This is a genomic window from Pseudogracilibacillus sp. ICA-222130, assembly GCF_037892545.1.
In the GTDB taxonomy this organism is placed as follows: Bacteria; Bacillota; Bacilli; order Bacillales; family Amphibacillaceae; genus Pseudogracilibacillus.
In genome coordinates, this window is record NZ_JBBKBG010000024.1 from 25,707 (window position 1) to 40,221 (window position 14,515).

Genomic DNA, 14,515 nt, shown 5'->3' on the forward strand with positions numbered 1-14,515 from the left:
TTTCTATTTATCCATCGATAATATCTCCCGCCGTGGAGTGGGCAAGCCTTGAAGCTGCTGCTGCCGCAATCGCGCCAACGATATCATCTAAAAAGGTATGTACGGTTCCATTTTCATGTTTGTTTAATTGTCGTAAAATCCCCGGTTTCTTCTTATCGACATATCCGTAACTCGTAAAGCCAATCGACCCATACACATTGACGATCGATAAGGCAATTACTTCATCGATACCATATAATCCTTCATCACGATGGATGATATCTTGTAAAGGTTCAGATAATAACCCTTTTTCGGCAAGTTCATCGAGCTCAATCCCCGTTAAAATCGCATGTTGTACTTCACGTTTTGTTAAGACACGGTTAACGTTATGGATACAATCATCCATCGTTAATTCTTGATAATATTTTACTTGTAAATAGTATACTAATTCTGCGATATCTTGAATTGCTACGCCACGGTCCATTAATTTTTGACGAGCAATCCTTTCTAATTCAGTCTGTTTTTCAGTCATTTTTACCAACTCACTTTCAACGTAAAAACCATTTCTACTAGTATATTGCAAATAGAGTGAAATTTATGCTATACAGGTAGTGTAACATGGATGAAGTGGAATCCATAATGAATGAAGCTTTTGGCTTAGGTCAGTTGATGGAAGATGCAAGTGTGGGATACACTAAAGAAAAGCTTGTGGAGGGTGAGGAAATGGGAAAAAAGAAAATATATATTACAAGGAACATTCCTGCGCATCTCATTGCGCCTTATGAAAATGAATTTGAGATTACGATGTGGGAAAGCGAAACAACGCCAGTACCACGTGATGTGTTATTTCAAGAAGCAAAAAGAGCAGACGGGATTGTTTGTTTATTAACTGAAAAAATGGACGCCGAGTTTTTTCAAGCGAATGAACATTTAGAAATTGTTGCAAACAATGCAGTTGGGTATGATAATGTCGATATTGCCGCAGCGAAAAAATATGGTGTAACGATAACGAACACGCCAGATGTATTAACAGAAACAACGGCAGACTTAGCGTTTACATTATTGATGGCGACCGCACGCCGCATTGTCGAAGCGTCGAAAACGATTGAGGAAAATAAATGGGGCGACTGGTCTCCATTTACACTCGCTGGAGCGGATATATATGGAAAAACGTTAGGCATTGTCGGAATGGGGAGAATCGGCGAAGCAGTTGCTCGTCGGGCGAAAGGGTTTCACATGGATGTGTTATACCATAACCGTTCCCGAAAAAAAGCGACAGAGGCCGAACTTAATTTGTCGTATGCGAGCTTTGATGAGCTATTGGCACAATCAGATTTTGTATTGTCACTCGTTCCGTTAAGTGTGGCAACAGAGAAAATGTTCGATGGAGACGCTTTTGCAAAGATGAAAAATTCGGCCATTTTTATTAATGTATCTCGCGGGGGTGTCGTGGATGAAGCGGCATTATATGACGCGTTGAGAAATGGCACCATCCGTGCAGCTGGCTTGGACGTTTTTGAGAAAGAGCCGATCTCCGCAGATCATCCATTCGTTAGCTTAGATAATGCCGTGCTACTCCCACATATCGGTTCAGCTTCAGTGGAGACACGTGAAGCGATGCTACATTTATGCTTGAAAAACGTCCGTGCCGTGCTGCGCGGCGGGGTACCTGTTACGGAGGTGACAGAGTAAACGGTTGGTCATTGGAGGCTGTACCTACGCGGTTAGTTGTCTGTTGGTTATATCCGCAAGTTCGGCGTGATTTTTGCTAGCACTTGCGGAATTATGCGACATATCCGCAAGTTCGTGGTGATCTCGCATCCAACTTTCGGAATTAATCGATATATCCGCAAGTTCGCGGTGATTTCGCATCCAACTTGCGGAATTATGCGACATATCCGCAAGTTCACGGCGTTTTCGCTTCCAACTTTCGGAATTAAGCAATATATCCGCAAGTTCGAGGTGATTTCGCATCCAACTTGCGGAATTAATCGATATATCCGCAAGTTCACGGAGATTTCTCTTTACACTTGCGTAATTAATCGATATATCCGCAAGTTCAAGGCGTTTTCGCTTTCCACTTGCGTAATTAATTGATATATCCGCAAGTTCAAGGCGATTTCGCTTTCCACTTGCGGAATTACTGCATATATCCGCAAGTTCGTGGCGATTTCTCTTTAAACTTGCGTAATTAATTGATATATCCGCAAGTTCGTGGTGATTTCGCTTTCCACTTGCGTAATTAATTGATATATCCGCAAGTTCAAGGCGATTTCGCTTTCCACTTGCGGAATTATGCGACATATCCGCAAGTTCGTAGTGATTTCTCTTTCCACTTGCGGAATTATGCGATATATCCGCAAGTTCCCGGCGATTTCGCATCCAACTTGCGTAATTATGCGACATATCCGCAAGTTCTCCGTGAATTCCACAAACCTTTGCGGAATTAATCTCACGGGTCCATTTTTTATAAAAAAACAATGTCTACCCAGTTTAGGATAGACATTGTTGTGATTAAAATACTTGTTCGATTTCTTTTACGCCTGGGATTTCTGTTGTTAGCGCACGTTCGATTCCAGCTTTTAGTGTGATTGCTGAACTTGGGCAGTTCCCGCATGCACCCATTAAGCGTAATTGAACGACACCGTCCTCGTCAACGTCCACTAACTGAACATCTCCACCATCACGTAATAAAAATGGACGTAATTTATTTAATACTTCTTGAACTTGTTCATGCATTGTCATCGGAATTCCTCCTAATATATAGTAAAATTAAATTATTATATAAGTTAAGCTATCTTTATTTTACCGTGTTTTTCGCAAAATGTAAATGAAAACAGTTCCCAATTAGTAAGATGAATAGCTTGAATGATTAGAAATGGATTTGTATAATATATAATAAGTGATAGAAAAGGAGGGCTTACATTGACGATTCAAATTACAGATGATGCACGCAATCAAATTAAAGAAATGATGAAAGAAGAATCAAGTGAAGCTAAGTTACGTTTCGGTGTGAAAGGTGGCGGATGTAGTGGCCTTTCTTACGCATTAGGGTTTGATGAGGAAGTGAATGAGGAATTGGAATTTGTTGAGGAAGTAAATGAAATTCCTGTCATTATTACAAAACAAGATATTCCAATCATTGAAAATACAGTCATTGATTTTAAGCAAAATATGATGGGTGGCGGATTTAGCATTAATAATCCGAATGCGATCGTTTCTTGTGGCTGTGGCTCGTCTTTCCGTACAGCGGAAGAAGCTGGAGCACCAGGAGACTGCTAGAAGTAGACATACCAAACAACTTTTTAACGATCATTCGTTGGGAAGTTGTTTTTTTATTTGTCAGGATCCATCAGGGAGAAATCATAAGACCGTAGAGGTGGCAATGCGACTATAGGTGTAAATTTTCTTTAAAAAAATTGCGTAAAATGGTCGTTCGAATTTTTATAAAATCCGTATATTTCTATGCAAAAAATTGCTATGATAAAGGGAGTATATAAGAGGGGGATTTTTGTGAAACAAAAAGAATTTGTACAATTAGATGGCGTCGCACTTGCGAAAATGTTGGAGGAAAAAGCGGTATCGCAAGAAGAAATATTACAGGCGAGCTTTAAACAGCTAGAAAAAGTGCAACCGGAATTGAATGCGGTTTCTTATATGAGAAAGGAAAAGGCGTTTGCGGAAGGAGCGGAAGGGCGAAAAGGGGCTTTCGCAGGTGTGCCAATCGCATTAAAAGATATTTCGCAGACGATTGTTGGGGAGCCGACGACTAGCGGTTCGCGTTTAATGAAAAGTGCCATTGCTCCAGTGACAGCAAATTTTACAAATAGTTTGCTGCATACGGGTGTCATTTCTGTTGGAAACTCAACGACACCAGAATTCGCATTAAAAAATATAACAGAAAATAAATTACACGGACCTACTCGTAATGCATGGAATAAAAATCATACACCAGGTGGATCAAGTGGTGGGGCGGCCGCACTTGTTTCATCAGGGGTTGTACCTATTGCGGGAGCGAGTGATGGTGGTGGTTCCATTCGTATTCCGGCATCTTTTAGTGGGCTAGTTGGCTTGAAACCGACACGGGGCCGTACGGCAGTAGGTCCTGGATCTGGGCGAAATTGGCAAGGTGCAGCGGTCGAATTTGTGTTAACGAAATCTGTACGAGATAGTGCTCGAATGTTGGATGAACTGCAAGTCGTACAGCAACATGCGGCATTCCAGACACCATTATTTACGGAAGGGTATGAACGAACAGCGAAAAAAGGATGTAATCGTCCTTTAAAAATTGGTTTTACAGTGAAGTCGCCTGTCGGTACACCAGTGAGTGAAGAGGCGAAAGAGGCGGTTTATACTACGGTAAAATGGCTAGAGCAAGCTGGGCATGATGTGGAAGAAGTGGATAATGGCGTAGATGGTGTTGAATTAATGCGTAATTACTATTTAATGAATAGTGGAGAAATGGCGGCATTAATGCATCATTTAGAAAACATGGTTGACAGACCAATTACGTCAGACGATGTGGAGCTGGAAACGTGGCTATTAGGTGTAGCAGGTAAAAGTGTGTCGGCAGCAGAATTTTCTAGTAGTCTAGCATCATGGGATGTGGCAGCAGAACAGATGGCAATTTTTCATGAAACGTACGATTTTTACGTAACACCTGCGGCAGCATTTGGCGCGCCTGAGATTGGGGAATTAACTGCTTCGGATGAAAAAGCTGCTGAATTAATCGAGGCGATGGATGCAACGAACACGACAGAGGATCAACAAGCACTTATTTATGAAATGTTTTTGCCGAATTTAACGTACACACCGTTTACACAGTTAGCGAACTTAACAGGTCAGCCGGCGATTAGTGTGCCGGTCCATATGACAGAGGATGGATTGCCGATTGGGGTTCAATTCGTTGCACCGAAAGGGTATGACCATACATTGTTACAAATTGCCACAGAGCTCGAAAATTCAGATATTTGGGTCGGTTTACGTGGAAATCCTTATTTTGCATAAAGAGAAAAAAGGGGGGCAATAGGGATGCGAAAAATATGGATTGGAGTGGCACTTGTTTTCTGCCTTATTTTTGGAAAAGCAGATGTGTTTGCAGCAGAGGAAAATAAGGTGACGATTTTATTTACACATGATTTACACGATAATTTATATCCGTTTGAAGTAGAACGGGAAGGCGTTAAACAATTAGTTGGTGGCATGGCGCGCATGTTTACCGCAGTGGAAGAAGAACGTAAAGAAAATCCCGAGGCATTTTTAGTTGATGCTGGGGATTACTCGATGGGGACTTTGTTTCAGACCATTTTTACAACGCATACCCCGATGATGCAAATTATGGGGCAGATGGATTATGACGCGATTACATATGGGAACCATGAGTTTGATTTCCGTGCTGAAGGACTTGCGGAAGCATTACAGTCAGCGGTTGCACGTGAGATTCCTTTACCGAAAATTGTCGCTTCGAATGTCCATTTTCCAAAAGATGACGATGGGAAAATGGCGGAGAACATTGCATTTTTGAAAGAAGCGATGGATGAGTACGGCGTGTTACCATATGATATTGTCGAAAAAAATGGCGTGAAAATTGGTGTGATTGGATTGCTCGGAGAAGATGCGGCATCCAATGCGCCAATGTCTGGCGTCACTTTTGACGACAATGTAGAGACGGCGAAAAAGACGGTTGAAATATTGCAAAAAGAAAATGTGGATATGATTATTGCATCGTCCCACTCAGGAACATCCGAGACGAAAAAAGTTTCTGAGGATGAAGTATTAGCAGAAAAAGTGCCAGAAATTGATGTGATCATTAGTGGGCATACACATACGACCTTGCATCAGCCAATTATAAGTGGAGATACAGTTATCGGCTCTGCTGGAGAATATGGTGAAAATTTAGGTAAAATGGAACTCGTGCAGAAAGAGGATGGTCGTTGGGATTTAACGAAATATGACCTCATTCACATTGACGAAACCATCGAACCGAATGAAAAAATTACGAAAATGATTGACGGGTTTAAAGAGGTTGTGCAAGAAGATTATTTAAGTATGTTTGATTTAGATTATGATGAAGTAATTGCAACTTCTCCATTTGATTTTACCGATTTTTCATCTGTCGGGGAAAAATTAGAGGAAACGACGATTGGAAATTTAATCGGTGATGCGTACATCGATACGATTAAGCAGATCGAAGGGGAGGAGTACGAAGAAATTACCGCAGCCGTTATTCCATCTGGTGTGATTCGTAATTCTTTTTATAAAGGAAATATTACGACGTCAGATGTGTTCAATGTAAGTTCGCTCGGAATTGGAGCGGATGGAACGTCAGGCTACCCGGTCATTGACGTGTACATTACAGGAAAAGAATTGCGCACGGTTGCAGAAGTAGACGCTTCTGTCGCACCAATTATGCCGGCCGCACAGTTATATGTGTCAGGGTTGACTTATACATTTAATCCGAATCGAATGTTATTTAATAAAGTGACAGATGTTGCGATTCAGAAACCTGATGGAACGCGCGAAGAAATTGAAGATGATAAATTGTATCGAATTGTTGCCGGTCTGTATTCCGCCCAAATGTTACCTGTCGTTGGCGAAAAATCATTCAATTTGCTATCGGTCGAGCCGAAAACGAAAGACGGCGAAGTGATTACAGATTATGAGGCGCAAATTTTGCATTTAGAAGATGGTAGTGAAGTGAAGGAATGGTATGCGATTGCTGCTTACTTACAATCATTTGCTTCGGTGGATGGTATTCCACAAGTGCCAGCCGATTATGCACAATTAAAAGACAGAAAAATAATGGACGATGATAAAAGTTTATCCAGTATATTAAGTAAGCCAAACGGGATTGTGCTTGGGCTGTACGGAATTATTGCTGGGATAGTATTGGTGCTCGTGTTCGGTATTCGTTGGATAGTAAAGCGTCGGAAAAAGAAAAAAGAACACCGAAATGTTGCGTGACGCTAGATTTTATATCCGCAAGTTCCAGGTGATTTCGCTTTCAACTTGCGGAATTAAACGATATATCCGCAAGTTCCCGGCGATTTTGCTTCCAACTTGCGGAATTAAACGATATATCCGCAAGTCCGAGGTGATTTAGCTTTCAACTTGCGGAATTAACTGATATATCCGCAAGTTCGAGGTGATTTCGCTTCTAACTTGCGGAATTAACTGATATATCCGCAAGTTCCCGTCGATTTCGTTTTCAACTTGCGTAATTAATGGATATATCCGCAAGTTCCAGGCGATTTCGCTTCCAACTTGCGGAATTAAACGATATATCCGCAAGTTTATGGAGATTTCGCTAAACACTTGCGGAATTAAACGATATATCCGCAAGTTCGAGGTGATTTCGCTAAACACTTGCGGAATTAATAAAAACTAGCTCCTACCCAATCGGGGATAGGAGCTAGTCTTCATTTTAAAACATCGAAGTCGAGTGTTTTGGTTGTACGCGTGCTTTTGGGTCGATGAATTGCATGGCGTTGTTTACTGCAATGGGTCCTTCCCCGAATCCTGTTGCGATTAGTTTTACTTTTCCGTCGAACGTGTTGATGTCCCCAACCGCGTAAATTCCTGGAATGTTTGTTTCCATTTTTTGGTTGACGATGATGCTGTTTCGTTCGATTTCAAGGCCCCAATTGGCAATTGGACCAAGTTTGGAAATGAAACCGTAGTTACAGATGACCTCGTCTACGTCTAATTTAATAATTTTTTCGCCTCGAGTTTCTTGTAAAACGAGTCGTTCAATTTTATCGCTACCTTCGATGTCTGTTGGTACGAAAGGAGTTAATTTTTCTACTTTAGAATTGTCTAATTGTTCGATGCTTGATTCGTGTGCACGGAATTCGTTTCGGCGATGGACTAAAGTAACTTTTTCAGCGATTGGTTCTAACATTAATGCCCAGTCCACTGCAGAGTCACCACCACCTAAAATGGCAACTTTTTTATCTTTGAAAGCATGCATGTTTTTTACATAATAATGTAAATTGTTTCCTTCGAAGCTTTCTGATTCGCCAATATTTAAACGACGTGGTTCAAATGCACCGTTTCCAGCCGTAATGATCACGACTTTAGAAAAATGCTCTTCCCCCGTGTTGGTCGTTAACTTGAATGTGCCATCTTCAAGCTTTTCTAATTCTTGTACTGCTTGGCTTAAACAAATGTCTGCGTCGAATAATTTTAGTTGTTCTTCTAAATTATCGACCAACTCTTGTGCACGGATTTTTGGAAACCCGGCAACATCGTAAATATATTTTTCAGGGTATAAAGCAGTTAATTGCCCACCAGTATGTGGCAAGCTTTCAATTACTTTCACGCTAGCTGCGCGCATTCCCCCATAAAAAGCTGTAAATAATCCAGCTGGACCTGCACCTAACACAGTTATATCATATACTTTTTGTTGCTCAGTCATTGTTTTCCCTCCAACTATTCCGACCGTTATACAATCTATTACATAATACCATAAATCGGACAATTCTTAAAATCAATATGTTTGAGGAAATAGAGCGATAGTCTTTGCATTTTATGTGGGACAATTATAAAATGTAAGAAGAGAAAAAAATGCGTCGTTTTTTAGCATGAGAGGAGAAAGGCTTTTGATTCAATTAATTGTGTCGGTGCTGTTATATTTCGTTATCTTTTTCGGGATTGCATTTATTTTAAATATGTTATTACGTAAAACATGGTTAATGGCCATTTTATACCCGTTCATTATTTTGTATGTTATTAGTAATAACTCGTTTGGATCTTATTTTAGTAATACAGGAGAAGCATTTGCGCAAGTTGGTAGCACGATTCAATCTTTAAACACGGTCGATGTGATTGTGTTAGGATCTGGACTTGCTGGTGCGATCGTTTCTGGTATTGTTATAAAAATGTTACGAAAAACTGGCTATCAAATGTTCTAAAGTATTTAAGGTGGAGCGTATCGACGTTTCACTTTAAATACTTTTTTTATGTATAATTTTTTTCAACTGGGCAAAAATGACACGAAAGAGAGGTGTCAAAAAATGGTTGGAAAAATGATTATGTCGATTTTATTTACAACGGCAGTATATACGACGTTTACAGATGTGACGAATATGTCTGTTGGTGATGCAATGAGGAAATATGAGGAAAAAGTGGAAAGCGGAACTAGTATGTTAACGGAAAAAATGTTAGCACCATTTCGCAAAATCGAGAACTTGAAAGAAGAGGCTGTTAATAGACAAAAAAGTAATGTGCTAGACTTGGAACAATTTCCGGTGAAAAGGGTAGTTGCGACAGGGTATACAGCAGGGGAAGAGTCGATAGGAAAAACGGAGGAAGACCCTGCATATGGCATGACATATGCAGGGGTGCCAGTCGTGCGTGATTTCATATCTACCATAGCGGCTGACTTGGACGTCTTTCCGCTAGGGACAATTTTATATATTCCTGGATATGGACTCGGTGTGGTGACAGATATTGGCGCAGCGATTACTGGAAATAAAATTGATTTATATTTTGATACAGTAAGAGAAGTGTATGATAGGTGGGGCAAGCAGGAGCTTGATGTGTACATCGTTAAAGAAGGGGACGGAGAGATTACAGAAGAAGAGATTGCGGCGTGGAATGATGGGGCAGTCGAAGAAGTGTTTCAAGTAAACAGTGTGGAAAAAGATTCATAACATCAATCTATTAGAAAAAGCGAATGCCATGATGTGCATTCGCTTTTTTCATTTCCATGTTAATACACTAGATGAAGAAGAAAAGCGACACCGACACCGGTCAATGCACCGAAAAATACTTCAATCGGTTTATGACCGAGTAATGTTTTTAATTCTTGGCGCTTTTCATAGACTTCTTTATTTTGCCAGTCGCTCATTTCTTTAGTGAATGCTTGAATATCTTTCACGAGCATATTGAGTAATGCGGCATGTTCTTCAGCTTCTCTTCGAACACCTGAAGCATCAAACATCGTGATGACACTGAAGACGAATGCGATGGCAAACGAAACAGAACTAACTCCAGATGTGATGCCAACTGCTGTTGTTAACGCAGCAACCGCAGCAGAATGACTGCTCGGCATACTTCCGGTTCCAAAAATGAGCCCTGGGGAAAATTCGCGTGTTGCAATAAAATGAATTGGTACTTTTACTACTTGGGCAAATACGATGGCTGCTAGTGCAGCGACGAGTGGGAAATTATCTAATAAAGCCATAGTCATCACCTTTTTACATAGTCTTAGTGTAAAAAACGTTCAAGCTCGTACGATCGACTAGCCTGAACGTTCTGTATTTGTCCATATTATTCTGTTACAGTTTCTAATGCGAGTTCCATCATGTCATTGAATGTCGTTTGACGCTCTTCGGCAGTCGTCGCTTCTCCTGTAATTACATGATCTGATACGGTTAAAATGGTTAAAGCACGGCGATCGTATTTCGCTGCTAATGTGTATAATGCAGTCGTTTCCATTTCTACCCCTAGCACATTATATTTAGCTAAAAGTGCATTCACTTCTGGACCGTTGTCACGATAAAATACGTCTGATGTAAAAACATTTCCGACATGTGTTTTTAATCCTTTTTCTTGTGCGATATCATATGCTTTTTTCAATAAGTCAAAATTAGCGATTGGTGCGTAATCAATGCCACCGAAAACATTACGGTTTACTTGTGAATCTGTTGCAGATGCTTGCGCTAAAATAATATCACGAACATGTACATCTTCTTTCATGCCACCACAAGTTCCAACGCGGACTAAGTTTTTTACGTCGTATTCGTTAATAAGTTCTTCTACGTAAATAGAGATTGATGGAATGCCCATCCCAGTTCCTTGTACAGAGATGCGTTCTCCTTTATACGTTCCTGTAAATCCTAACATTCCTCGGACTGTATTATATTGTGTAACATCTTCAAAATACGTTTCGGCAATATATTTTGCACGAAGTGGGTCTCCTGGAAGTAAAATTGTTTCCGCAATATCTCCTTTTTTTGCACCAATATGGATACTCATATTTATTCGCTCCTTTTAGATTGTATATATTTTATTATAATAGTGTTCTTCTAAATCCGCTATCCTTTCTAAAGATAATTGATTAAATGGGGTGTTTTCTGCTTGCAACTCTTCCTTTTTACGTTGTACAGCTTCTTGTAAAGAGTCGGCATATGTTGGAACGTCGCCTGCAAATGGGACGGTGTCACGTTTACGTGCGTTAAACTTTTCCCTTTCTGCTAGTGCTTTACGTTCATGGAATGCTACACCATCTACTTGACCACGATTATGCAAGTCACCTTGTGTCGGATGTTCTATTACGGCTAATGTTTCCACGAGTAAAAAGTTCCCTTTGTCTTGAATAACTTTTCCGATATATGTGCCTGAATTGTAACGAGTTTCTACGATTTGTCCAATTTCAATCGTTTGCATGTAACAAATCCTCCTAAAAAGTATGATATAACTTTATTTTGACAAATTTATCACAAATTTGCGAATAAAACACAGTTTATATATACATGTTTAAAAGTTTTGCTATAATAGTACAGGAAGGACGTGATACTGAATGTTTATGGAATTTTTGTATTTCCCAGAAGATAAATCGGAATATATTCCAGCATTTATAATGTTAGTACTTATTATGATTTTAGCAATTGGTACGATGTATCTTTTTTATAAAAAATCGAAAAAAGATGAGAAGATGATCGATGATTTTGATGTAGATCAGTATCGAATTGATAAACACGACGACCGTAAGGACAATTAATAAAACTCCTTTTTCACTACACAATGTGGTGGAAGAGGAGTTTTTTTATTTTGATTGCAACTATAATTTTGCATGACCGTCTTTTAACACGAATAAAAATGACAGAAGATTGTGCTACATACAATCCCCTGTCATTGTTATTTATTATTTAGGAAAGTGCGTTTACTGCATGAATGATTCGGTCGAGTCCTTCTTGTAGCGTCGCTTTTGGGCAAGCGATATTGATCCGCATGAAATTTTCTCCTTCTGTACCGTAAGATGAACCAGCGTTTAAACCAACTTTCGCTTGTTCGATCATGAAAGTTTGTAATTCTTTATCCGTGAAACCGAGTTCATGGCAGTCGATCCAAAGTAAGTACGTCGCTTCAGATGCAATCACTTTTAATTTTCCGTTCGTTTCATTTTCAATTCTCGTCGTTGCATATAATTTGTTCGCTTCAATTACTTTCATTAATTGGTCTAGCCATGGCTTTCCATTTGCATATGCTGCATCTAGTGCGATGACCCCCATTGTATTTAACATATTAAAACCTAGTAAACCGAGTTCAGCATTAATTTTTGCGCGCATTTGGTTATTTTTCGTTACGATATACGATGCTTGTAATCCTGCTAAGTTAAATGTTTTTGTCGGCGACATGCATGTAATCGTTCTTTCACGTGCTTCCTCTGAAATCGATGCGAATGGAATATGTTTATATCCATCAAATACGAGGTCTGCGTGAATTTCATCGGAAAAGACGAGTACATCATGTTGTTCACATAGTGCGGCAATTTTTGTTAATTCTTCTTTCGTCCATACACGGCCGACAGGGTTATGTGGTGAACAAAGAATGAATGCTTTTACCGTTTTTAATTTTTCTTCTAAATCATCAAAATCAATCGTGTACGTTTTTCCGTCATACTTTAGTGCGTTTTCCACGACTTGTCGGTTGCCATTTTTAATTAAATTGAAAAATGGAGTGTAAACGGGTGTTTGAATTAAAATATTGTCGCCTTCATTTGTAAAAGTTTGAATGGCGATGTGTAAGCTTGTGATGACACCAGGGCTAAATGAAAGCCAGTTTGTCTCAACGTCCCATCCATGTTTCAGTGAAATCCAGTTCGTCACATTGTTACGAATGTCTTCTGTAATAACGGTATATCCATAAATGCCATGTTCTGCGCGTTCTTTTAAAGCGTTATTCACTGCTTCAGGTGCTTTAAAGTCCATGTCAGCGACCCACATTGGCAATACTTCTTCACTGTTAAAAATTGCTTTCCGATTGTCCCATTTCATGGATCTTGTCTGTTCTCTATTATGTACTGTTTGAAATTGGCTCATTTTTATTGCCTCCAAATTAGGTTTTTTTCTATTATAACGGAAAATTGCGAAAAAAAGAAGTCAAATACAACTATATTAGTCGGAATTGGATGTGTTTTACCTGTTTCCCCGTGGAATGCGCCGACCCGCAATATTCAACGATAAAACTGAAAAAAGGACAAAAAAAGAGCAAAGCAATTATATGCTTTGCCTACAGGGGGAATAGAAGAAAATTGATGATGATTGTTGAAATACTAGTTATAATGTCAGCTATTATAATATCGATAAACATAAAGCATTGGCTGCTCACTACGGATGTGCAACAATATCAAGATATAAAAAAATATATTTCATGTTACCAATCCATATATGAAGATGGAAAAAGAGACATGGTGTGCACATTTATATATGGATCATTAGCTATGCTTCGTACCTCAATCGTTTTTACATATTCATTACTGATAATGAATCTATTTGTTGTAGTAATTGTGTTCAGTACATTAAATACTAGTGTAGAAATGTTAAAAGTTTTAATTATAGGGATAATTATGCGCATCTTGAATGTGGTTGTTGTATATATGTACACAAAACATAAATTATTACACGTAGAACAATTAGCTATAGATTATCTTGATAGTAACGAGTTTAAAAAGCATTATATTTACGAAAACTCAACGTACAGTATGATGACGACTGAAGAAAAAGAAGATTTTTTTGAACTTTGTTATGAACATTACAAGTTTGTACTATATCATTTGAAGAGTAAGAAATGAATAAACACTTACAGTCTGAATGTAAATAATCAAATATTACAATGGATAAGTTCCTACATATAGATTTTGGAAAATCCTGATATATAATACTGAAAAAGGAGTGGATACGCTATGGCGAAATTTGATAGATTTGTAATTGAAAATCTAAACATGTTATTTAAAAGAGATTATTTAAGTGAAGAAGAAGTGGAGTTTCTAGTCGCAATTCAATATACAATTGACGAAAATATAAATGCAATCATGAATAAGAGGACAAATTCTTTTTATAATGTTTTAGAATTGTCGACTGAGAATAATTGTTCAGTAACAAAAATAAAAGAAGTATTAAATTCGTTACAGAAAAAAGGAATCATCTATGAACTTGTGAATTGGATTCCGATTGAAAAAAAGAATGAGGATGAGCGAAAAAGAGCATTATTTATCAATCCTGAGGTTTTCTTTTCTAAAAGTGAAAACGATATTAATTTAATACTTGCTTCGACTGTTAAAAAGAATGATATTATTGAACAGAATAATATTAAACTACCGTTTAAAATAGTAATTGAGAGAGGTTCAGCAAAGTTATATAGAAAACTCAATTTTAAATGGATTAATTAATTTTATTGAGATGTACGCTCGGCTTTAAAATGCATTTTAAATATTTGATAGACAATATAATGGCCACCTTAAGTTTAATTAAAATTTAACTTAAGGCGGGCTAAAAAAATAATATTATCCCCTAGCACACGCCTTTTATTT

Annotated in this window: 16 protein-coding genes; 8 read left to right on the forward strand and 8 right to left on the reverse strand. The window is 38.6% G+C overall.

All coding sequences use genetic code 11. The features are described 5' to 3' along the window. Nucleotides 1–7: 7 nt before the first annotated feature. Nucleotides 8–511, reverse strand: coding sequence for a phosphatidylglycerophosphatase A family protein (locus WKT09_RS10020; RefSeq protein WP_340415899.1), 504 nt, complete (start codon nucleotides 509–511; stop codon nucleotides 8–10). Between the two features lie 191 nt (nucleotides 512–702). Between WKT09_RS10020 and WKT09_RS10025 the strand changes: the two genes are divergently transcribed. Then, on the forward strand, nucleotides 703–1,671 hold the full coding sequence (locus WKT09_RS10025) for a 2-hydroxyacid dehydrogenase (RefSeq protein ID WP_340415900.1): 969 nt from the start codon (nucleotides 703–705) through the stop codon (nucleotides 1,669–1,671). A 24-nt stretch (nucleotides 1,672–1,695) separates the two neighbouring features. Here WKT09_RS10025 and WKT09_RS10030 read toward each other — a convergent pair whose 3' ends face one another. Both WKT09_RS10030 and WKT09_RS10035 read right to left on the reverse strand, forming a co-directional pair. Continuing rightward, nucleotides 1,696–2,385, reverse strand: coding sequence for a hypothetical protein (locus WKT09_RS10030; RefSeq protein WP_340415901.1), 690 nt, complete (start codon nucleotides 2,383–2,385; stop codon nucleotides 1,696–1,698). A 108-nt stretch (nucleotides 2,386–2,493) separates the two neighbouring features. Beyond that, nucleotides 2,494–2,718, reverse strand: a complete 225-nt coding sequence (locus WKT09_RS10035; protein ID WP_336266381.1) for a NifU family protein — start codon at nucleotides 2,716–2,718, stop codon at nucleotides 2,494–2,496. Nucleotides 2,719–2,904: 186 nt separating this feature from the next. On the opposite strand from WKT09_RS10035, the gene WKT09_RS10040 reads away from it, so the two are divergent. From WKT09_RS10040 to WKT09_RS10050, 3 genes are all read left to right on the forward strand, one after another. Further along, on the forward strand, nucleotides 2,905–3,261 hold the full coding sequence (locus WKT09_RS10040; protein WP_340415902.1) for a HesB/IscA family protein: 357 nt from the start codon (nucleotides 2,905–2,907) through the stop codon (nucleotides 3,259–3,261). Between the two features lie 198 nt (nucleotides 3,262–3,459). Next, nucleotides 3,460–4,986: an amidase family protein gene (locus WKT09_RS10045; RefSeq protein ID WP_445324017.1), complete on the forward strand. Its 1,527-nt coding sequence runs from the start codon at nucleotides 3,460–3,462 to the stop codon at nucleotides 4,984–4,986. Nucleotides 4,987–5,010: 24 nt separating this feature from the next. Then, nucleotides 5,011–6,942 carry a bifunctional metallophosphatase/5'-nucleotidase gene (locus WKT09_RS10050; protein WP_340415904.1) on the forward strand — a complete coding sequence of 644 codons (1,932 nt, stop codon included), beginning with the start codon at nucleotides 5,011–5,013 and terminating at the stop codon, nucleotides 6,940–6,942. 460 nt (nucleotides 6,943–7,402) lie between these two features. On the opposite strand, the gene WKT09_RS10055 is transcribed toward WKT09_RS10050, so the two are convergent. Continuing rightward, entirely contained in the window at nucleotides 7,403–8,395 is a 993-nt protein-coding gene (locus WKT09_RS10055) for an NAD(P)/FAD-dependent oxidoreductase (RefSeq protein ID WP_340415905.1), read from the reverse strand. Between the two features lie 184 nt (nucleotides 8,396–8,579). Between WKT09_RS10055 and WKT09_RS10060 the strand changes: the two genes are divergently transcribed. Further along, nucleotides 8,580–8,891, forward strand: a complete 312-nt coding sequence (locus WKT09_RS10060; RefSeq protein ID WP_340415906.1) for a YuiB family protein — start codon at nucleotides 8,580–8,582, stop codon at nucleotides 8,889–8,891. Between the two features lie 102 nt (nucleotides 8,892–8,993). Then, nucleotides 8,994–9,632, forward strand: coding sequence for a 3D domain-containing protein (locus tag WKT09_RS10065; RefSeq protein ID WP_340415907.1), 639 nt, complete (start codon nucleotides 8,994–8,996; stop codon nucleotides 9,630–9,632). A 59-nt stretch (nucleotides 9,633–9,691) separates the two neighbouring features. Here the strand turns inward: WKT09_RS10065 and WKT09_RS10070 are convergent, their stop codons facing one another. The 3 genes from WKT09_RS10070 to kapB all read right to left on the reverse strand — a co-directional run bounded on the left by WKT09_RS10070 (nucleotide 9,692) and on the right by kapB (nucleotide 11,370). Further along, a complete protein-coding gene (locus WKT09_RS10070; protein ID WP_340415908.1) occupies nucleotides 9,692–10,165 on the reverse strand; it encodes a divergent PAP2 family protein in 474 nt (157 codons plus the stop codon). Between the two features lie 86 nt (nucleotides 10,166–10,251). Further along, entirely contained in the window at nucleotides 10,252–10,959 is a 708-nt protein-coding gene (gene deoD / locus WKT09_RS10075; RefSeq protein WP_340415909.1) for a purine-nucleoside phosphorylase, read from the reverse strand. A 15-nt stretch (nucleotides 10,960–10,974) separates the two neighbouring features. Further along, entirely contained in the window at nucleotides 10,975–11,370 is a 396-nt protein-coding gene (kapB, locus tag WKT09_RS10080) for a sporulation phosphorelay system protein KapB (RefSeq protein ID WP_340415910.1), read from the reverse strand. 133 nt (nucleotides 11,371–11,503) lie between these two features. Between kapB and WKT09_RS10085 the strand changes: the two genes are divergently transcribed. Continuing rightward, nucleotides 11,504–11,704 carry a hypothetical protein gene (locus WKT09_RS10085; protein ID WP_336266071.1) on the forward strand — a complete coding sequence of 67 codons (201 nt, stop codon included), beginning with the start codon at nucleotides 11,504–11,506 and terminating at the stop codon, nucleotides 11,702–11,704. A gap of 148 nt (nucleotides 11,705–11,852) precedes the next feature. Here WKT09_RS10085 and WKT09_RS10090 read toward each other — a convergent pair whose 3' ends face one another. Further along, nucleotides 11,853–13,025: a MalY/PatB family protein gene (locus WKT09_RS10090; RefSeq protein WP_340415911.1), complete on the reverse strand. Its 1,173-nt coding sequence runs from the start codon at nucleotides 13,023–13,025 to the stop codon at nucleotides 11,853–11,855. An 863-nt stretch (nucleotides 13,026–13,888) separates the two neighbouring features. Between WKT09_RS10090 and WKT09_RS10095 the strand changes: the two genes are divergently transcribed. Continuing rightward, nucleotides 13,889–14,374, forward strand: coding sequence for a hypothetical protein (locus WKT09_RS10095; RefSeq protein ID WP_340415912.1), 486 nt, complete (start codon nucleotides 13,889–13,891; stop codon nucleotides 14,372–14,374). Nucleotides 14,375–14,515 lie beyond the last annotated feature (141 nt).